General features: G+C 60.1%; 18 protein-coding genes. 8 read left to right on the forward strand and 10 right to left on the reverse strand.

Annotated elements, in window-relative coordinates; translation table 11 throughout:
• The first annotated feature begins 50 nt into the window (after window positions 1–50).
• Together FHT73_RS20410 and FHT73_RS20415 are read left to right on the forward strand one after the other, a co-directional pair.
• Window positions 51–764 (forward strand): tellurite resistance TerB family protein, encoded by a 714-nt coding sequence (locus FHT73_RS20410; RefSeq protein WP_183714297.1) that lies wholly within the window; start codon window positions 51–53, stop codon window positions 762–764.
• An 81-nt stretch (window positions 765–845) separates the two neighbouring features.
• A complete protein-coding gene (locus tag FHT73_RS20415) occupies window positions 846–1,061 on the forward strand; it encodes a hypothetical protein (protein ID WP_183714300.1) in 216 nt (71 codons plus the stop codon).
• Window positions 1,062–1,104: 43 nt separating this feature from the next.
• Here the strand turns inward: FHT73_RS20415 and FHT73_RS20420 are convergent, their stop codons facing one another.
• From FHT73_RS20420 to FHT73_RS20430, 3 genes are all read right to left on the reverse strand, one after another.
• A complete protein-coding gene (locus FHT73_RS20420) occupies window positions 1,105–2,217 on the reverse strand; it encodes a nickel/cobalt transporter (RefSeq protein WP_183714303.1) in 1,113 nt (370 codons plus the stop codon).
• Complete coding sequence (locus tag FHT73_RS20425) at window positions 2,211–2,870, reverse strand: DUF1007 family protein (protein ID WP_183714306.1); 660 nt, start codon at window positions 2,868–2,870, stop codon at window positions 2,211–2,213. Before FHT73_RS20425 ends, FHT73_RS20420 begins: the two co-directional genes overlap by 7 nt.
• 90 nt (window positions 2,871–2,960) lie before the next feature.
• Complete coding sequence (locus FHT73_RS20430; protein WP_112602869.1) at window positions 2,961–3,854, reverse strand: LysR family transcriptional regulator; 894 nt, start codon at window positions 3,852–3,854, stop codon at window positions 2,961–2,963.
• A gap of 528 nt (window positions 3,855–4,382) precedes the next feature.
• On the opposite strand from FHT73_RS20430, the gene odc2 reads away from it, so the two are divergent.
• Together odc2 and FHT73_RS20440 are read left to right on the forward strand one after the other, a co-directional pair.
• Entirely contained in the window at window positions 4,383–5,516 is a 1,134-nt protein-coding gene (gene odc2 / locus FHT73_RS20435; protein ID WP_112335175.1) for an ornithine/lysine decarboxylase, read from the forward strand.
• 94 nt (window positions 5,517–5,610) lie between these two features.
• On the forward strand, window positions 5,611–6,201 hold the full coding sequence (locus tag FHT73_RS20440) for an N-acetyltransferase (protein WP_112602865.1): 591 nt from the start codon (window positions 5,611–5,613) through the stop codon (window positions 6,199–6,201).
• Between the two features lie 56 nt (window positions 6,202–6,257).
• On the opposite strand, the gene FHT73_RS20445 is transcribed toward FHT73_RS20440, so the two are convergent.
• The 6 genes from FHT73_RS20445 to FHT73_RS20470 all read right to left on the reverse strand — a co-directional run bounded on the left by FHT73_RS20445 (window position 6,258) and on the right by FHT73_RS20470 (window position 13,495).
• Complete coding sequence (locus FHT73_RS20445) at window positions 6,258–7,637, reverse strand: cytochrome c peroxidase (RefSeq protein ID WP_183714309.1); 1,380 nt, start codon at window positions 7,635–7,637, stop codon at window positions 6,258–6,260.
• Window positions 7,638–7,656: 19 nt separating this feature from the next.
• A complete protein-coding gene (locus FHT73_RS20450) occupies window positions 7,657–9,285 on the reverse strand; it encodes an alkaline phosphatase family protein (RefSeq protein WP_183714312.1) in 1,629 nt (542 codons plus the stop codon).
• Window positions 9,286–9,586: 301 nt separating this feature from the next.
• Window positions 9,587–10,402 (reverse strand): serine O-acetyltransferase, encoded by an 816-nt coding sequence (cysE, locus tag FHT73_RS20455; RefSeq protein ID WP_183714315.1) that lies wholly within the window; start codon window positions 10,400–10,402, stop codon window positions 9,587–9,589.
• A gap of 77 nt (window positions 10,403–10,479) precedes the next feature.
• A complete protein-coding gene (locus FHT73_RS20460) occupies window positions 10,480–11,469 on the reverse strand; it encodes a WD40 repeat domain-containing protein (RefSeq protein WP_183714318.1) in 990 nt (329 codons plus the stop codon).
• Entirely contained in the window at window positions 11,469–12,563 is a 1,095-nt protein-coding gene (locus FHT73_RS20465; protein WP_112400695.1) for a GTP-binding protein, read from the reverse strand. Before FHT73_RS20465 ends, FHT73_RS20460 begins: the two co-directional genes overlap by 1 nt.
• Window positions 12,564–12,703: 140 nt before the next feature.
• Window positions 12,704–13,495 (reverse strand): creatininase family protein, encoded by a 792-nt coding sequence (locus tag FHT73_RS20470; protein ID WP_183714321.1) that lies wholly within the window; start codon window positions 13,493–13,495, stop codon window positions 12,704–12,706.
• Window positions 13,496–13,581: 86 nt separating this feature from the next.
• Between FHT73_RS20470 and FHT73_RS20475 the strand changes: the two genes are divergently transcribed.
• The 3 genes from FHT73_RS20475 to FHT73_RS20485 all read left to right on the forward strand — a co-directional run bounded on the left by FHT73_RS20475 (window position 13,582) and on the right by FHT73_RS20485 (window position 16,243).
• Window positions 13,582–14,094, forward strand: coding sequence for a MarR family winged helix-turn-helix transcriptional regulator (locus tag FHT73_RS20475; protein WP_112400693.1), 513 nt, complete (start codon window positions 13,582–13,584; stop codon window positions 14,092–14,094).
• Between the two features lie 118 nt (window positions 14,095–14,212).
• Window positions 14,213–15,232, forward strand: coding sequence for a LacI family DNA-binding transcriptional regulator (locus tag FHT73_RS20480; protein ID WP_112335169.1), 1,020 nt, complete (start codon window positions 14,213–14,215; stop codon window positions 15,230–15,232).
• A gap of 42 nt (window positions 15,233–15,274) precedes the next feature.
• A complete protein-coding gene (locus tag FHT73_RS20485) occupies window positions 15,275–16,243 on the forward strand; it encodes a 2-hydroxyacid dehydrogenase (RefSeq protein ID WP_183714324.1) in 969 nt (322 codons plus the stop codon).
• Here FHT73_RS20485 and FHT73_RS20490 read toward each other — a convergent pair whose 3' ends face one another.
• Window positions 16,244–17,032 (reverse strand): gamma-glutamyl-gamma-aminobutyrate hydrolase family protein, encoded by a 789-nt coding sequence (locus FHT73_RS20490; RefSeq protein WP_112335167.1) that lies wholly within the window; start codon window positions 17,030–17,032, stop codon window positions 16,244–16,246. It lies immediately after the preceding gene.
• Between the two features lie 294 nt (window positions 17,033–17,326).
• Here FHT73_RS20490 and FHT73_RS20495 point away from each other — a divergent pair, with 294 nt between their 5' ends.
• The gene (locus FHT73_RS20495) at window positions 17,327–18,433 is read left to right on the forward strand and encodes a TRAP transporter substrate-binding protein (RefSeq protein WP_183714327.1); all 1,107 of its coding nucleotides are present in this window, start codon (window positions 17,327–17,329) and stop codon (window positions 18,431–18,433) included.
• The last annotated feature ends 95 nt before the right edge of the window (window positions 18,434–18,528 follow it).

An 18,528-nucleotide genomic window follows, 5' to 3' on the forward strand; every position in this document is an offset into this window, starting at 1 on the left:
TTGCGCTTCCTATCTCCCCTTCACCATCACAAGGACGGAGGACCATCCATATGATCGACGCCCGCAAGCTTCTTGACCAATTCCTTGGATCACAGGTTCCAGGAATGCAAGGAACCGTGAAAGACAGGGCAACGCAGGCCATCAATCTCGCCAGGGACAATCCGATGGCGACGAGTGCGATTGCCGGTGTGCTGCTGGGGACGAAGACGGGGCGTCAGGTCGCCGGAAATGCGCTGGCGCTCGGCGGTCTCGCTGCCATCGCGGGCCTCGGCTATCAGGCCTACAAGAATTATCGCGATGGCAACCAGCCGCAGCCGGCGCCGAAATCCACGCCTCAGGCCGAGCCGCAATTTCTGCCGCCGCCGACAGATTCAGGTTTCAGCACGTCGCCGGCGATTGCCAGCAATGATTTTGCGCTTTCCCTGGTGCGCGCCATGATTGCTGCCGCCCGCGCCGACGGCCATATCGATGATACCGAACGTCAGCGTATTCTCGGCAAGGTTCAGGAGGCCGGCGTCGGGGCCGAGGCGGAAGCTTTCTTCCAGCGCGAGCTCGCCGATCCCGTCGATCTCGATGCCATCGTCGCTTCGGCGAAGACCGAAGAACAGCGCGTGCAGGTCTATACCGCGTCGCGACTGGCGATCGAGCCGGATTCACGGGCCGAGCGCGGTTATCTCGATCTGCTGGCTGGAAGGCTCGGCCTAGCCGATGCGCTGGTCGATCATATCGAAGCGACGGTTGCGGGCGCCAAAGTTCAGCTGTGATTGATAGGGCCGGTTGCCTTTGATTGGCAGCTGGCCTAAGCCTTCGCCGGAACTCATGTCAGGGCGTCAAGGATGGCTACATTGACGGACAAGAAAAGCGAAACCCGCTCAGCGGCGATCGCGGCTGGTATTATTTTGCTGGTCGCGACAGCCGTTCTTTACCTGATGCCGAATGTCATCGTCTGGCTCGGAGACATTTCACCATGGCTCGGCACCGGCTTCGGCGTGCTGGTCATTCTGGCCTTCTTCTTCGTGTTCTGGATGCGAGCGCGCTATCAGCGGCGCAATGGGCCGTAAGCTCCGAGGCAAGGCTCTCTTCTGAATTCTTTCGGAAAATCGCTCAGTTCTGCAGCGAGGCCCCGAGCAGAATGATGCCCGTGCAGATGACGAGCAGCGCGCCGAGAATTTCGATGCCGTTGCTCACCCAAACCGAAAGTCTCGAGCCCTTGCCGGTGAAACGGACGGCGGTGCCTTTCGCGAAGACGGCGATGATGGCGAGCAGCGAAACGGTGAGCGCCGTGCCGATCGACATGGCCAGCACGGACAGCAGTCCACCGAGATAGAGCCCGTTCAGCATCGAAAAGGTCATGACCAGCAGCGCGCCCGAGCACGGACGCAGGCCGACTGCGGCGATGGCGGACCAGGCTTCGCGAGCACTGAACTTTTCGTTCGACAACATCTTCGGATCGGGAAGATGGGCGTGGCCGCAGGTCTCGCAGTAAGCGCCGTCGCTGGTCTTATGGGCGGGATCATAGCATTGATAGCCGCTGGCAGCGGGTATCGCGGCGCTGCTGCGCGCAAAACCTCTTGCCGAATCCGTGCCCGTTGCGGCTTCCTCGAACAGCGAGAGGCTGATTGGCCCCGCCGATGTCGCGAGCTGCATTTCCTGACGCTGCGCCCGGCTCTGCATCATCGCCCGCAGCTTACGGAACAAGAGCCAGCTGCCAAACAGGATGACCATGATGAAGCTTGTGATCTCCATAGCATTGGTCGCCATCGTCATGGTGATGCCGGAACCGCGCAGGACGAAATAGGCGGCGCCGACGACGAGGACGGCAACGAGGCCCTGAATGAGCGCAGAGACGAAGGAGATGCCGATGCCGCGCTTCAGCTCGATCTCGTTGGCGACCATGTAGGAAGAAATCACAGCCTTACCATGGCCCGGCCCGGCTGCGTGGAAGATGCCATAGGCGAAGGAAAGGCCGATCAGCGTCCAGAGCTGCCATGGGTCCTGGCGCATGGCTTCGATGGACTTGGTGAGCGCACGGTAGAAAGCCTGTTGCTCGTAGTTCACATAGAGGAAGATCGGCGCAAGCGGCCCGCCCATCGGCTGGAAGCTCGGCTCGGCCGTGCCAATGCCAAGTGGCGAGCCTGCGGCATGGGCGAAGCTGGCTGCCGCCAGAAGGGCGAATATTGCCGCGGGGACGAGCTTCTCTAGTCGCGAAATCAGCATTGCACATCTATCCGCGTTGCAAAGAGTTTCGACATGGTCGTTCCCGTCGGATCGTTGAAGAAGGCATCCGTCAAGGTGGATTTGTTCTCGGCAATGACTTCATCCGGATTGGGCCGGACGACCTTATGCGTGCAGCTTTTGAAGGCGTCGCCCTCCGTCACCAATTCATTGTCGCTCGGGAAATCGATCGAGGTATAGAGCGTCGGGTCGTAGATGCCGAAGCTCAGCTTGTTGCCCTTGGCGAGCGGCATCGGCTCGGCCGGTTTGACGGCGAAGAACATCAGGAGCTGGCCATCGCGGAAGTCGACATTGATGACATCGGGCTTGTTCACCTTGATTGCTTTGCCATTGAGCGTCAGGTTTGCATAATAATCGTAGTCCGCCAGAGACTCGCGCACCGTCTTGCCAACCTCTTTCAGCTCGTCGGGATCGAGCTTGAGGTTGGTGTTCTTGTCGAAATCCATGAGGACGGAGGAGGAGAACACTTCGTCGAAACGCCAGACATTGCGCAGTTCCTGCACGTTGCCATCCGTGCCGGCCAGCACTTCCAGGCGGGCTTCCACGAAAATATGCGGATGCGCCGATGCTGTGGCCGGCACGAGCAACAGGCCGCCGGTCAGGGCAACAGCGTAGGCGGTCGTGGATTTTCTCATGCGTCCGATAGATTTCGCGAGCATTGATTCACTTCGTTTTCTGGTCAGGAAATGAGACGGAATTGGGACCGGCCAACCAACCTCGGCCGTTCAGCCGTTCTTGCGGAACCAGTTGTGCAGGTAATCCACAAAGATGCGCACCTTGGCGGGGAGGTAGCGGCGATGCGGATAGACGGCATAGATGCCGCGATCCGTCGGAAGGTAATCGTTGAACAGCGTCAGCAACTGTCCGCTTTCGATCGCCTTGCGGCCGATGAAATCCGGGACAATGGCAACGCCGAGATCGGCGAGTGCTGCACGCAGCGTCGCATGCGGGCTATTGACCTCGAGCGTGCCGTTGATGGCGACGTTGAAGGTCGTGCTGTCGGCATCGACGAAGCGAATAGTGCCCTGCGAGCGGGTGTTGGTGTCGATGATGAAGGGAATGCGCGTAAGGTCAGTCGGATGTTCCAGCGTCGGATAGCGCTGAAGAAATGCCTCGGTTGCGCAGAGATGGACGCGGAAATCGGAAATCTTGCGGGCGATCATGCCGGAGTCTTCAAGCTTGGTGATGCGCACGGCGACATCGAAGCCTTCCTCGATCAGATCGACGAAACGGTCGTCGGCGGCGATCTCCAGTGCGAGATCGGGATTCTCCTTGGCGAAGTCGATCAGCGATTGCCCGACATCGGCATCGACGAAGGTGCGCGGCACGGAAACGCGCAGCCGACCTTTGAGCTGCTGATTGTTCTCACGCACGAGGTCGGCGAGATTGTCGATCTCCTTCAGGATATCGGAGGCGGTGCGATAATAGGTATGACCGGCCTCCGTCATGGAGAACTGACGCGTGGTGCGGTTCAAGAGCAGCGCGCCCAGCTCGTCTTCCAGTTCGCGGACATATTTGGACAGCAGCGCCTTGGAGCGGCCGGTCTTGCGCGCAGCCGCCGAAAATCCCTCGGCTTCGACCACGTCGATAAAGGCGCGAATCCGGGTCAAAGTGTCCATGCTGAAGCCTCCCGCTAACTGTTTCCGGATGTTGAACAAAATGCTTTGATTTGTTCAATTATTTTTTTCGGGCATGGCTGAAAAATTTTCTTGATTATTACGGCGAATATTCCTATTTCCCGATCAGCCCAAAGTCGCACGTGCCCGTGGGTGTCCGCCGATCCTCGATGTGGTGAGAAAATCGGTAAGGTACCTGGAACTAACCCCTCCAGTCGCTATTTCGGCCAACCGAAAAATGCGAGGACATCTGAAGCAACGACGGTGCGGGCCTTTTTGTTCTCTCCCGGCTTTCCATCAGCCGGGGATACTGAAGAGGCACACCTTCATTGCCGGAAGTGCGGTTGGGATATTCCCTCCAATCCATGGCAGACAAAGCGAATTAGCGCCGCTTGCGGCACTCGTTCATCATCCGCGCTTCGCGCATTTGCATGGTACCGGGGTCTCCACCGGCTGGTTCCTGAGCAAATGAGCGTCGCCCTTTGTCCTCTGGGTTTTCCCCGGAGCCTTTGGAATTGAAAGGGAATTGACATGACCACGCAACGTATTCGCGATTTCCTCGCTACCCGACGTCCGGACGGTCCTTGCCTGGTGGTCGATCTCGATGTTGTCCGCGACAATTTTCACGCCTTCCGCCATGCCATGCCGGACAGCGCCATCTACTACGCCGTCAAGGCCAATCCAGCTCCGGAAGTGCTGCGTCTGCTCGCAAGCCTCGGCTCCAACTTCGATTGCGCGTCCGTCGCTGAAATCGAAATGGCGCTCGATGCCGGTGCGACCGCGGCCCGCATTTCTTTTGGCAACACCATCAAGAAGGAGCGCGATATCGCCCGTGCGCATGCGCTCGGTATCAACCTCTTCGCCGTCGACAGCCATGAGGAAGTCGAAAAGATTTCGCGTGCCGCTCCCGGCGCCCGCGTGTTCTGCCGCGTGCTGACGGATGGTGAAGGCGCCGAATGGCCGCTGTCGCGCAAGTTCGGCTGCGTTCCGCAGATGGCCGTCGACGTTCTCGTCTACGCGCATCAGCTGGGTTTGGAATCCTACGGCGTGTCTTTCCACGTCGGCTCGCAGATGACCAAGGTTGATGCCTGGGACGATGCTCTTGCCGATGCCAAGCGCGTTTTCGTCTCGCTCGCCAAGCAGGGCATCCACCTGCAGATGGTCAACATGGGCGGTGGTTTCCCGACCAAGTACCTGCGCGACGTTCCCTCCGCCGAAGCCTATGGCAAGGCGATCTTTGCGTCTCTGCGTGCCCATTTCGGCAACCAGATCCCGCACACGATCATCGAGCCGGGCCGCGGCATGGTCGGCAATGCCGGCGTGATCAAGGCTGAAGTCGTCCTGATTTCCAAGAAGTCGGACAACGATGCCGCTCGCTGGGTCTTCCTCGACATCGGCAAGTTCGGCGGTCTGGCTGAAACCATGGACGAAGCGATCCGCTATCCGATCCGTACGACGCGTGACGGCGACGAAATGGAGCCTTGCGTCATTGCCGGCCCGACCTGCGATTCGGCCGACGTGCTTTACGAGAAGAACCTCTATCCGCTGCCGGTATCGCTCACCATCGGCGACGAGGTCCTGATCGAAGGCACCGGCGCCTACACCACGACCTACTCGGCTGTGGCGTTCAACGGTTTCGATCCGCTGAAGGCCTATATCATCTAAGGTCTGACAAAGCCGCCCCCGTAGCCAGCCGGGGCGGCACACTCACAATTCCCATTAGCACCGCTGATAACGGTATTGGGCACGGGAGGCCGAGATGGCCGCTGTTCTTGATTCTGTCCGCGCATTCTTTGCGCCGTCCACTTTCACCCTCGACCTGGAAAATGCAGGCGATGTCGTTGCGCGCGAAAACCTTCTGGATCGCGCCATGGGTCCCGACCGCCGCAAGAAGTCGTCCGAGAAGCTCCGCCAGGGCCGCGTGCCGGCTGAGGGCCTGGCACTGGTCGCGCGTGATCGCGCTGGCCATGTTATCGGCACGGTTCGCCTCTGGAACGTCGAAGCCGGCGTCGATCGCGAAACCCGTCCGGTCGATGCGCTGCTGCTCGGTCCGCTGGCGATCGATCCCGCCTATGAAGGCAAGGGCATCGGCTCGGCGCTGATGCGCGCCGCCATCATGGAAGCCAAGAAGCGCGGTCACGGCGCGATCCTGCTCGTCGGCGATGCGCCGTATTATGAGCGCTTTGGTTTCTTTGCCGCAAAGACCCGCCATCTTGTCATGCCAGGTCCATTCCAGCGCGAGCGCTTCCTGGCTCTCGAGCTCAAGGAAGGCTGGCTCGATAGCGCCGCCGGCATGATCGTCGCCAGCGGCCGCAAGCTCGCGCAGCCGCCGATATCAAAGGCTGCGTAAAGCGCCCGAACATCCCGAAGTATATAAGGCTTCCGCCCGTCCGGACGGAGGCCTTTTTATTTGGCTGCCTTCACGTTGTCCTTCGCCGGGTCGTATCCATCCGTCAGCGTTTTCAGGAAAGCGACGACGTCGGCGATCTCGGCATTAGTCAGGGCAGGGGCATCGCCGAGCTTGCGGTTCATCGGCGCGTCGATGACATCGATATTGGCCTGATACCGCGCCGGCAGGTCATCATATTTCAGCACCTTGCCGCTCGCATCCTTCGGATAGATTTCCTCCGGATTGGTATCGCGCTTGACGTAGAAGCGGGTGACATCCTCCAGTGTGCGGTAGACGCCATTGTGGAAGAAAACGTGGCGGGTGGCGACATTGCGCAGCGTCGGCGTCTTGAAGAGCCCGCAATTCTGCTGCTGTGCGGAGTAGGTATCGTTGCGCAGCGGGCCGCAAATGCCGGTGTCATAGTAATGCGCATCGGCATTGGCCGGAATGGCTAGGTTGCGAGGCACGCCCAAAGCCTCGAATTCGAAATCGGTGAAATTCGGCATCTGCCCGTCGCCGGTCATCTTATCGAGATGGCAGGAGGCGCAATTGCCCTTGTTCGCATCGTCGAACAGCTTCAGACCCCGCGCTTCCGCATCCGTCAGCACCGCCTTGCCGCGCAGATAGTAGTCATACTTGCTGGTATAGGGATGGAAGGAGTTTTCCTCGATCTGGTAGCGGGCGAGCGCAAAGCCGATCTCGGAGATCGTCATGTCCTGATCGTTGAGGATATTGTCGCCGAAGAGCGCCGAAATATCCTTGCCGTATCCCTTCTTCAGCTTGGCATAGACGGTGGCCGTATCGGCATTCGCCATTTCGAAGGGCGAGATCATCGGCTGCAGGGCCTGTTCCTCCAGCGAATCGATGCGCCCATCCCAGAACATGCCGCCCTGCGGCACGAGATTGGCCGCTGCTGCATCGGCCTTGACGGCGGCCTGTGCCGTTAGGGGACCAACAACGGCGGCGGGGGCATTGGCGAGAGCCACGCCCGATGCTTCGGCCATGGGCGAGGCTTCCACGGCCTCGTCGGCAGCGCTCCCTTCTCCGATCGAGAAGGAAGGCGTCGAAATCTTGTAGGCGAGGCTTGGCACCGCACGGATGCCCGGCTGATCGAGATGCGGGCCACCGAGCTGGACGGCGAGGCCATTGGCCGGCGCATAGTGATTGGCCGGATCGTGGCAAGTCGCGCAGGACATCTGGCCGCCGCCCGAGAGCGACGGATCGAAAAACAGCTTCTTGCCGAGTTGCGCAACCGCGCTCAGCGGTGCTTGGTCATCATAGCCGTCAGTCGCTGTGACGTTTATGGCCGACTCGCTTGCCATGCCCACAGCCGCACCCGCGAGCGAGAGGCCCGCGAGTGCGAGGAGCGGCAGGAGACGGCGATAGGTCAGGGACATTTCCGTCTCCCTTATGGTTTTACGATGCCGGATTGCCGGTCTTCGGATCGAGGAGCAGCTTCGGCACGTCACCCTTGGACCAGTCGAACATGGTGTTCAGCGAGCCCGAGAGCACATCGAAGGAGCCGCCGCCAAGGCGGGCGCCGGCCATCCAGTTGTCCTCAATGAAGCGCATAACGGAGGTCTGATCGGTCAGCGTGTGGTCGACGAAGTTGACCTTGGCATAAGGCGAAATCACGAGCAGCGGCTGGCGTGTGCCGTAGCCGCAGCGTCCCTGCGCCGGCTGGCCGTTGACGCCGGGCAAGGCAGTGCCGGTTGAACAGCTGTCGCCGCTCAGCACGTCGTAGCCTTTGACGGGGATTTTCGATGGATTGACGACCGCATGGGCATGGTCATACCAGCCGTCGGAATCGTCATAGAGGATAATGATGGCGGTGTCCTTCCAATCCGGCGAATTCTGCACGGTGTTGACCACTTGCGTCACGAATTCCTGTTCGTCGAGAGGATCGGAATAGCCGGCATGGCCGTCCTGATAGGCAGGTGCCTTCAGGAAGCTGATCGTGGGCATGTTGCCGTTCTTCAGCGCCGCATAGAAGTCGGTCATGTCATACTGGTGATTGGCCGCATCGGTCGTCCCGATCGCCGCTACCGAAGAGGGGCGCGCATGTGTCGGGTTGGCGGTAGAGGCATAGTACTGGAATGGCTGGTGATGCGGAATGTAGTCGGTGTAATTGACCTTGGTGATGGTCGACGTGGTCGCGCGCTTGCAACCTGTCGTGCCGTCCGGGTTGGTCGCCGTCAGATCGAAACCGCCCTCGAAGAAGCCCCAGGTGATCTTGTGCTCGTTCAGCATGTCGCCGATGTTCTTGCCATACATCAGTGCCGTCTGGCCGACCGAGCAGACGTCGCCGGTCGGATCGAAGTCGCTGATCGCAGTCCAGCCGCCATTGCCGTCAGGTACGATGCGGCCCTTCGAATAGGTGCCGTCATTTTCCAGCGTATAGCCGGGCGGCAGGATGGCGCCGTTGGTCTGGCCGGAGATGAGGTTCAGCGCGCCCGGGGTCGAGGGGCCGAAATTGGTGGAGAAGGAATTGTCGCTCAGCGCATAGTGCTGGGCATAATTCCAAAGGGCCGTGACGGTGTTGCCATCGTAATAGCCCATGACCTGCCCCTTCGTGCCGAAGGCGCCGGCAGCACCCTTGGTGCCGCGGCCGGTGTTGGCCGGGAAAAGGTCCATGGCGAAGTTGTTGTAGGCGGCCTGTTCGGCGGTATAACCATGGTTCTGTGACTGGGTTGCCGCCTGCGTACGATCGAGCCGGAAGGGGGCAGCCGCATCGGCGCCGTTTGCCGTGTTGGTCTTGTTCGGATTGTTGTCGAGAAGACCGGCATTGGCGAGCGTGTTGATATCTGTCGGCGTGTTGTCGGCCGCCTTGAACGTCGGTTCGCCGTCGACATTCGCTGCCTTGGGGTAGGTCGCGAAATAATGGTCGAAGGAGACGTTTTCCTGGAAGATCACGACAAGATGCTTGATGGGAGTCGCAGTATTCGGTGCTGGGCTCAAGTCAGCGGCACCGGAGGTGGAACAGAGCAAAACAAGGCCAAGCGCGCTGCCGGCTATAAGGGCGGCGCGATGTGAAAGACTGGTCATCTTCATATCCTCTTCGAGTGGGGGCATTGCTCCGGCGCATTTGCGCCACGCCGGGCATAGAGAACCCTTTCGAGCTATCAATGGAGTATGACAGTTCCATGAAGGGTGCGGAGAGGAGATATCGCTCTCGCTGCCTTGTTTCCGGCAATCTATTGATTCTGCTGTGTCGGGCAGAAAGAAGGGGGAAGATGCCCGGCCGTCGTGTCTACGATGCTACCTTATGCCACGGGTAGGGGCCACCACGCGCTCACGCTTCGAAACGGCCCGGTAGGCCTCAAGGCGGCCACCGTCTTTCGATGATCTAGATATTCTGATCCATCGTCTCGGCCGGAATCTCGTCGGCACGATGGATGCGCACGACCACGGCCGGGACGCCGGCGACAGTGCAATGCGGCGGCACGGGTTTGACCACGACGCTGCCCGCGGCAACCTTGCTGAAGGCGCCGACTTCGATGTTGCCGAGGATCTTCGCGCCGGCGCCGATCATGACGCCGTGGCGGATCTTCGGGTGACGGTCGCCGCTCTCCTTGCCGGTGCCCCCAAGCGTGACGTTCTGCAGGATGGAGACCTCATCCTCGATGACGGCGGTTTCGCCGATGACGATGCCCGAGCCGTGGTCGAGCATGATCGAGGTTCCGATCTTCGCGGCCGGATGGATATCCGGGCCGAAGACGAGCGAGACGAGGTTGGCGAGCCAGCTTGCGATTTCCTTGCGGCCCTCCGTCCAGAGCGCATGGGCGATGCGGTGTGTCTGCAGGGCATGGAAGCCCTTCAGGTTCAAAAGGGCATGCAGATAGGTCGTGCAGGCAGGGTCGCGGGTTCGCACGGCAACGAGATCCGCTTCAGTCGCCTGCAGGATGGCAGGATATCGCACCAGCACGTCGGACAGCAGCGAAAGCATGTCGCCATGCTCGATCCTGACAACGCAGAGCCGTGCCGCCAGTACGCTGGCAAGGCTTTCAGCATCGGAGTTCCCGCCAAGCAATTGCGCCCGCAGCAGAGGAGCGAGCGTCGGCTCGCGCGCAGCAAGCTCGGCTGCTTCGCAGCGGATCACATCCCAGACGTTTTCGGCTGGGGCAGGTATATCGCCGGCAACTGCCGTTCCTGGCTGGAGCATGATCCTATCTCTCTGCATCTCATTGTTTTCAAGCAATACCGGACGGAAAACCGCTGCGCACTTTTCCTGGAATCGCTTTAACCGGAAATATCCACGACGCCGCAGTCGCCGGCTTCGGAGGCAAAGGCGAGCAACTTGCCGGACTTGCTCCAGCTCATCGATGTGATCGCACCCTTGCCGGGCCGGCGCAGAAGCGCTTCCTTGGCGTCGCCGATGCGGACCGCGAGGATCATGCCGTCGATGAAGCCGATGGCGAGAATATCCTCGACGGGATGGAATTTCACCGAGGTCGCCATGATGTTGGCGCGTGTGCCGAGCTCCAGCGGCGCCTTGCCCATCGGGCCATCCTTGCCCTGGAAGGGCCAGACGATAGCGGCTGGCGCGCCGGAGGAGGCAAGCCATTTGCCCTTGTTGGACCAGGAGAGCGACTTCACCTTGGCGGGATAGCCGGTCATGCGCATATGGCGGGCTTCGGCACCCGGCTTCGCATCCATCTTCCAGCCGTGCAGGGCATTTTCCTGCATGGTCGTGACGATGAACTGGCCATCCGGCGAGAAGGTGACGCTGGTATGGGCGCCTTTCCATTCGAGATTGACCGGCGGCGCGCTCATGCCCACCCAATGCAGGGATACGCCGTTATAGCGGGCGACGGCGATCCGCAGGCCCTTGGGAGCGAAGGCGATGCCTTCGACGGTGCGTTCTTCCGGGAACTCTTTCGTCGTCCCGTCGGAGAGCCGTACGAAGGTGCTCTTGCCATAGGAATAGGCGACGGCGCCTTGCGGGCCGGCTGCAAGCTGGCTGATCCATTTGCGCGGCGCTTCGGCCAGTACCGTCGTGTTGCCATCGGAGGCGATCCGCAGGACCTTGCCGTCCTCGCCGCCGGAAATCAGGCTCTCGCTATAGGGATCGCGGATGCAGGTCAGCATCCCATGATGAGCTTCGGTGATCTTCTCCCCGCCTTCCAGGCGATGGATCGCACCGGCGGCGCTGGCGAAGAAGGGGGTATCACCTAAAAATTCGACGGCCAGAACGTGGCCGTCGATATCAAGCGGAGCAACAGTCGGCATCAGGCGGACGCCTCGCACGCCTTGAAGCTGGCTTCCAGCTTTTCGCGGTCGAGCTCGCGGCCGATGAAGACGAGGCGGCTTTCATGCTTCTCGCCGTCCTTCCAGGGGCGCTGGTGATCGCCTTCGATGATCATGTGGACGCCCTGAACGACGTAGCGTTCCGGATCGTCCTTGAAGGCGATGATGCCCTTGAGGCGGAGGATATTCGGGCCTTGGGTCTGCGTGACCTTCTGGATCCAGGGGAAGAAGCGCTCGGCATTCATCTCGCCGCCGCGCAGCGAAACCGACTGCACGGTGACGTCGTGGATCGGCGAAGGCGCGTGGTGGTGATGATGGTCGTGATCGTGATCATGGTGGTGATGATCGTGGTCATGATCATGATGGTGGTGGTGATCATGATCGCAATCCGGGCCGCAGACATGATCCTCATGGCCGTGCTCGAGGAAATGCGGGTCGTTCTCGAGCGCGCGTTCCAGGTTGAAGGCGCCCTGGTTCAGGACGCGGGCAAGATCGACGCCGGAGCGGGTCGTCTTGTAGACGCGGGCGGCCGGGTTGATCGCGTGGACGATGTCCTCGATCTGGGCCAGCTCTTCCGGCGTTACGAGATCCGACTTGTTGATGACGACGACGTCGGCAAAGGCGATCTGGTCTTCGGCTTCGCGGCTGTCCTTCAGTCGCAGCGGCAGGTGCTTGGCATCGACGAGCGCGACGACGGCATCAAGCTCGGTCTTGGCGCGGACATCGTCATCCATGAAGAAGGTCTGGGCGACGGGAACCGGATCGGCAAGGCCTGTCGTTTCGACGATGATGCCGTCAAAGCGGTCGGGACGGCGCATCAGGCCTTCGACGACGCGGATCAGGTCGCCGCGAACGGTGCAGCAGACGCAGCCATTGTTCATTTCGTAGATTTCTTCGTCCGACTCGACGATCAGGTCGTTGTCGATGCCGATCTCACCGAATTCGTTGACGATGACGGCGTATTTCTTGCCGTGATTTTCCGAAAGGATGCGGTTCAGCAGCGTCGTCTTGCCGGCGCCGAGATAGCCGGTGAGAACGGTGACGGGAACGGGCTTTTGCGTGGCTGTTTCGGTCATGGGAGCCTCGAAATATGGAAGGTTGCCCCGGGGAGCAGATATTGGTCGGGTTCCATATAAGGAGTTGGAGACGTCAGTTCAAAGGCTTTTGTATGTTATAAGATCACATTGGATTGCGGAGAGGCGATTTGACCGCATAGTCACGACAGCGTCGACACATCGAAGCGGTCGACATCTTCAAGCAGTTCGACGAGACCTTTGACAGAGTGCGCGATCAGCCGTTTACCCTTCTCCGCCGTTGCGACGCCGGCATTGCCGGCGACACCTTGTGCGCTCAGATCGGACATTTTCCAGCCGAAAGCGTGAGGGCCGTAGGCGCGCAGATGTTTGAAGCCCTTGATAAACTCGGATTGACGCGATGGGAAATTCGACGCCTTCGACATGTCCACCTTCTCCGGATGGAGGGCGAGCATGACCGATGTCTCGATATCGCCGCCGTGAATGTCGATGGCCTTTTCGTCCGGCGAGATCAGCCCATCCGGCACGCCGAAACGCGTCCAGCTGGTGGCGACCGCCAGCATGTCGAAGCGCACGCGCGCCTCTGTCGCCACGATGGTCATCAGCGGCGAGTTGCCGCCATGGGCGTTCAGCATGACGAATTTACGAATGCCGAGATTGTTCATCTTCTCGGCAATGCCGAGCCACCGCCGAACAGCTTCGTCAAAAGCCAACGTCCGCGTACCGACGACATCCATATGCTCGATGGAATAGCCAACCGGCTCGACGGCGAGAAAGGTGACCGGCAGGTTTGCGGGCAAGGCAACCTTGAGACGCGACACGATTCCTCCCGCGATGAGCGCGTCGGTTTCGAACGGCAAATGTGGGCCGTGTTGCTCATAGGCGCCAAGTGGCAGTACGGCGATCCATTTTCTTCGCTCTTCGGGCGTCAATGTTTCATCATTGTCATCGAAACATGGCAAAGGATGCGCCATCTGAGGATGTACCTCTTGTTTATGTCAGTAACCTGCGCAATGTCATAGCGTGATGACTTAGCGGCGAAAAGGTCAACGGAATCACGATGGGCAAAAAGAACAAGGTCGGGAAGAAAAGTAAGTCAGGTAAGAAGAAGGATCACCGGGACTACACGCTTGCCGATCTGTCGCCGGCCTTGACGCAGGCGGCGCGGTCCATGCGCACGGTGATAACGCGCAGCCTGACGGCGAGTGGCCTCTATGCCGGACAGGACGGTGTCATTCTTGCGCTCGCGGCAAGCGATGGTCTTCCGGCCGGTACGCTGGCCCAGAAGCTCGGCGTCAAGGCGCCGACGATGACGCGCACGATTGGCCGCATGGAGGCGCAAGGCTTTGTCGAACGGCGGCCGGATGCCGACGATGCCCGCCTGACCAAGGTCTATCTGACGGAAGCAGGGCGAAACAGCGTCAGCGAGATCGAAAGTTCGGCGGCAAGCTGCGATGAGCTTGCGACCCGCGGTTTCTCGGAAAAAGACATCCGCTCGCTTGTGCGCCTGCTCAAGACGATCGAGCATAATCTCCAGGCCGGCGACGATGGCGAGGATGAAGACGAATTCTGAGAATCCTCGAGAATTCGTGTTGCGCGGCGTGATTAAAGCTTTTAATTAAAGATTTTAAATTCCGGAATCGTAAAACGAACGGGATATGTTACGGCTGCGTTTCACGGGGAGGGCGCGCGTGGCGCAAAAGATAAAGCTTTCTACAATTGCGGAAACGCTGGGCATTTCAACGGCAACGGTATCTCTGGCCTTACGCGACAGCCCATTGGTTGCGGTCAATACCCGCGAGAAGATCAAGGATCAGGCCCGCGCGCTGGGCTATATCTACAATCGCCGCGCGGCGAGCCTGAGGACATCCCGATCGGGCATCATCGGTGTCGTTGTTCATGACATCATGAACCCCTTCTACGGGGAAATCCTGAAGGCGATCGAAAGCGAGCTCGATCGCAGCCGCCACACCTTCATCCTTTCCAATCACTATGATTCCGTCGAAAAGCAGCGGACCTTCATCGAGACACTGCTGCAGCTCGGTGGCGACGGCGTCATCATGTCGCCGGCAATCGGGACGCCGCCGGAAGATTTCGAGCTGGCGGAAGAAAACGGCATGCCGGCCATCCTCGTCGCGCGACAGATCGAAGCGCTGGATCTGCCGACTTTTCGCGGCGACGACAGCTACGGCATCTCCCTTGCGACCAATCACCTGATCAGCCTTGGCCACCGCTCCATAGCGATGATCGGCGGCACCGATCAGACTTCGACGGGGCGCGACCGCTATCAGGGCTATGTGAACGCGCTGCGCAAGGCGGCCATCGAGGTCGATCCCAATCTGCGTATTCCCGGCGCACGTTCCAAGCAGGGCGGCTTCGAGGCGGCGGTGCATTTCCTGTCGCTGCCGCAGAAGCCGACGGCGGCCGTCTGCTGGAATGACCTGGTCGCCATCGGTCTCATGAACGGCATTTCGCGCGCTGGCCTCGTTCCCGGGCGAGACATTTCGGTCACCGGCTACGACGATCTGGAGGAGGCGGCGATCGCAACGCCGGCGCTGACCACCGTCTGGAACGGTCAGGCCGAGGTCGGAAGGCTTGCAGCGCGCGCGCTTTTGGATAGGCTGGCGGGAAGCCATGAACCGGACGGGATTCATCTGATCAAGCCGGAAATGCGCATCCGCCAATCGACGGCGCCTTATAAAGCTCGCTAGCAGCGGTTCGGCGCCGAACTGTCTCTCAAGAGGAAAGAATCCATGTCCGATAATCGCATCGCCGTCCTCGTTCCGGGGAAGATACACCCGCGTGTCCTCGAAAGGCTCGGAAACCAGTTCGATATCGTTTCCGTCGAACGCGATGGCGGTCCGAAGGTTGATGCGGAAACCGCGGCCCGCATACGCGGCGTTGCCGTTGCAGGCAGCTTCGATGCCGGCTGGATCGATGCCTTTCCGAATGTCGAAGTCATCGCCAATTTCGGCGTCGGCTATGATGGCGTAGACGTCAAGCACGCCGCCTCGAAGGGGATCGTCGTTACCAATACGCCTGACGTCCTGAACGACGAGGTCGCCGATACCGCGATCGCCTTGCTCCTGAACACGCTGCGGCAGTTTCCGAAGGCGGAGACCTGGCTGCGCGAGGGGCGCTGGGCGAAGGAAGGGGCGTTTCCGCTCTCTCCCTTTTCGATGAGAGGACGCCGCATCGGCATCAACGGTCTCGGCCGCATCGGCCTGGAAATCGCGAGAAGGCTGGAGCCGTTCAAGGTGAAGATCGGCTATCACACGCGCACGCCGCGCGATTCGCTGCCCTATGACTACTATCCAACGCTGCTGGAGATGGCGCAGTCGGTGGACACGCTGATTTCGATCGTGCCGAAGACGCCGGAGACGCACAAGGTCATCAATGCGGACATCCTCTCGGCGCTTGGGCCGCAAGGTGTGTTCATCAATGTCGGCCGCGGCTGGTCCGTCGATGACGATGCGCTGATAACGGCCCTCGGCAATGGAACACTTGGCGCTGCCGGTCTCGACGTCTTCTACGACGAACCGAATGTCCCAGCCGGATATCTCTCGCTGACCAATGTTTCGCTGCTGCCGCATGTGGCCTCGGCCTCGGTGCCGACGCGCGATGCCATGGCCGATCTTGTTGCCGACAACGTCATCGAATGGTTCGCTAAGGGTGAGCCTGTGACGCCGGTGCCGGAAACGCCGGTCAAGCCGCGAGGCTGATCAGACGGCTTTTTGCTGATACGGAGCGGCCGCAGGTCGCTCCTTGCTCGCAGCATAGTCGCGCACCGCATCGCCGAAGGCGGTGAAGAGCTTCAATGATGGGGAATCCGTCTCCGCCCAATATTCCGGGTGCCATTGCACGCCGACGGCAAAGGCCTTGGCGCCGATAACGGAGACGGCCTCGATCGTGCCGTCTTCCGCGAGTGCCTCCACCTGCAGTCTCGGTGCCGTATCGGCGATCGCCTGGCGATGCAGCGAATTGACGCGCACTTCACCCGACCCAACGGCACGGGCGATGCAGGAGCCTTCCTTGACGAAAACGCTCTGGCGGATCGAATACATGGTATCGCGATCGACATTCGGCGGCTTGCGGTGATCCCAGATGCCCGGCTGGTCCTGGATTTCGCTGGCAAGCGTGCCGCCGAGCGCGACGTTCAGCTCCTGAATGCCGCGGCAGATAGCAAGCATCGGAATGGCGCGGTCGATCGCGCGGCGGATGAGCGGCAGCGATGTCGCGTCGCGCGCCGGATCGAAGGGGCCGTCGCTGTCCTTTGCCTCTTTTCCATAGAGAGACGGATGCACATTGGTCGCCGAACCGGAAACGAGCAGCCCGTCCACCCGGTCGAGAATGGCGTCCGCCTCGTTGCCGTCCTCCAGCGCGGGAACGATCAGTGCCATCAATCCCGCAGCCTTCACGGCAGCGCGTACATATTGCAGCTGCACCGCATGCCAGCTGGTGCCATCGAACTCGCGGATATCGGCGGGAATGGCGATGATCGGTCTGGGCATGCAAGGCTCCGAAGGCTGCAGACATTTGTTCGTTGGACCTCTGGACGATCATGATGTCAATCCAAAGGCATGTTATCCACGTCACGAATCTACGCGAAGACGGCGCAGGCAGCAACGTGCAGCGGCGTCCATAAGGCTTTGTTTCCCTTCGTCATGCGGATGTACAGGAATCGCCATAATGCGGTGTAAGAGAGCTAACTTGAAAGACTGGGTGCGGCGTGGTTAGTTCCATCGCTTGTGCCGTGACGGGGAGCGTGCCGCTCCTCAGCAATGCCGTCCTTATGGGAGAATTCGATGGATCGCCGTTCCTTCATCAGGCGGGCAGGGGCTGTTGGCGCAGGTGCCGCCGCTTCTGCACTTGCGACCCCGGCCCTTGCCCAGGAATATCCGAAGATCACCTGGAAGATGACTTCCTCCTTCCCCAAGAGCCTGGACACGATCTATGGCGGCGCGGAGGATATTGCCGCGCATGTTTCAGACGCGACCAATGGCAATTTCGTCATCCAGACCTATGAGGCCGGTGAGATCATTCCCGGCGCACAGGCGGCCGATGCGGTCAGCGCCGGCGCCGTCGATGCCGCGCACACCTGCTCCTATTATTTCTGGCAAAAGGATCCGACCTATGCCATCGGCACCGCGCTGCCCTTCGGCCTCAATGCCCGGCTGACCAACGCCTGGTTCTACCAGGGCAACGGCAACAGGCTGATGAACGAATTCTATGCCACACAGGGTATCTTGGGGCTTCCCGCAGGCAACACCGGCGCGCAGATGGGCGGCTGGTTTCGCAAGGAAATCAATACGCTCGACGATCTGAAGGGTCTGAAAATGCGCATTGCCGGTCTGGCCGGCAAGGTGATCGAGAAGATAGGCGTCGTGCCGCAGCAGGATATTGCGGTCAACGGCGTTTACGACGCGCTGAACAAGGGCACCGTCGATGCGGCCGAATGGGTCGGACCCTATGACGACCTGAAGCTCGGGCTGCAAAAGATCGCGAAGTATTATTATTATCCTGGCTGGTGGGAGGGCGGCGCCGTGGTGCATGCCTTTTTCAACCTGGAAAAATGGAATGCCCTGCCGAAGTCTTATCAGACAATTCTCGGCGATGCATGCGCCTTCGCCAACACCAACATGCTGGCGAAATACGACGTCAAAAATCCGCAGGCGCTGAAGGAAATCGTGACACAAGGCGTGACGCTCAGGCCCTTCAGCCAGGAGATCATGGAAGCCTGTTTCCAGGCAGCCGGCGCGCTCTATGCCGATCTCTCGAAATCCAATGATTATTTCAAGCGCATTTACGAGGACCAGGTCGCCTATAAGAAGGATGCCTATCTGTGGATGCAGCTTTCCGAGTATACCTTCGATACCTTCATGATGATCCAACAGCGGGCAGGCAAGTTGTAATCGTATTTCATAAGTCTTCGGCGATATATCGTTCCTTTATTAGTGATCCAACATCATATCAACGTGAACGAGTACCGAGAATCATTATGCCAGCG

This window comes from Rhizobium sp. BK098, assembly GCF_014193155.1.
Taxonomy (GTDB): Bacteria; Pseudomonadota; Alphaproteobacteria; order Rhizobiales; family Rhizobiaceae; genus Rhizobium.

Excerpts from the sequence above, each read along its gene's own strand:
- FHT73_RS20450 (WP_183714312.1), bottom strand. The coding sequence starts at position 9,285 with ATGACCAGTCTTTCACATCGCGCCGCCCTTATAGCCGGCAGCGCGCTT.
- FHT73_RS20460 (WP_183714318.1), bottom strand. The coding sequence starts at position 11,469 with ATGCCGACTGTTGCTCCGCTTGATATCGACGGCCACGTTCTGGCCGTC.
- FHT73_RS20490 (WP_112335167.1), bottom strand. The coding sequence starts at position 17,032 with ATGCCCAGACCGATCATCGCCATTCCCGCCGATATCCGCGAGTTCGAT.
- FHT73_RS20430 (WP_112602869.1), bottom strand. The coding sequence starts at position 3,854 with ATGGACACTTTGACCCGGATTCGCGCCTTTATCGACGTGGTCGAAGCC.
- FHT73_RS20465 (WP_112400695.1), bottom strand. The coding sequence starts at position 12,563 with ATGACCGAAACAGCCACGCAAAAGCCCGTTCCCGTCACCGTTCTCACC.
- FHT73_RS20425 (WP_183714306.1), bottom strand. The coding sequence starts at position 2,870 with ATGAGAAAATCCACGACCGCCTACGCTGTTGCCCTGACCGGCGGCCTG.
- FHT73_RS20445 (WP_183714309.1), bottom strand. The coding sequence starts at position 7,637 with ATGTCCCTGACCTATCGCCGTCTCCTGCCGCTCCTCGCACTCGCGGGC.
- cysE (WP_183714315.1), bottom strand. The coding sequence starts at position 10,402 with ATGCTCCAGCCAGGAACGGCAGTTGCCGGCGATATACCTGCCCCAGCC.
- FHT73_RS20495 (WP_183714327.1), top strand. The coding sequence starts at position 17,327 with ATGGATCGCCGTTCCTTCATCAGGCGGGCAGGGGCTGTTGGCGCAGGT.
- FHT73_RS20410 (WP_183714297.1), top strand. The coding sequence starts at position 51 with ATGATCGACGCCCGCAAGCTTCTTGACCAATTCCTTGGATCACAGGTT.
- FHT73_RS20470 (WP_183714321.1), bottom strand. The coding sequence starts at position 13,495 with ATGGCGCATCCTTTGCCATGTTTCGATGACAATGATGAAACATTGACG.
- FHT73_RS20440 (WP_112602865.1), top strand. The coding sequence starts at position 5,611 with ATGGCCGCTGTTCTTGATTCTGTCCGCGCATTCTTTGCGCCGTCCACT.
- FHT73_RS20475 (WP_112400693.1), top strand. The coding sequence starts at position 13,582 with ATGGGCAAAAAGAACAAGGTCGGGAAGAAAAGTAAGTCAGGTAAGAAG.
- FHT73_RS20420 (WP_183714303.1), bottom strand. The coding sequence starts at position 2,217 with ATGCTGATTTCGCGACTAGAGAAGCTCGTCCCCGCGGCAATATTCGCC.
- odc2 (WP_112335175.1), top strand. The coding sequence starts at position 4,383 with ATGACCACGCAACGTATTCGCGATTTCCTCGCTACCCGACGTCCGGAC.
- FHT73_RS20485 (WP_183714324.1), top strand. The coding sequence starts at position 15,275 with ATGTCCGATAATCGCATCGCCGTCCTCGTTCCGGGGAAGATACACCCG.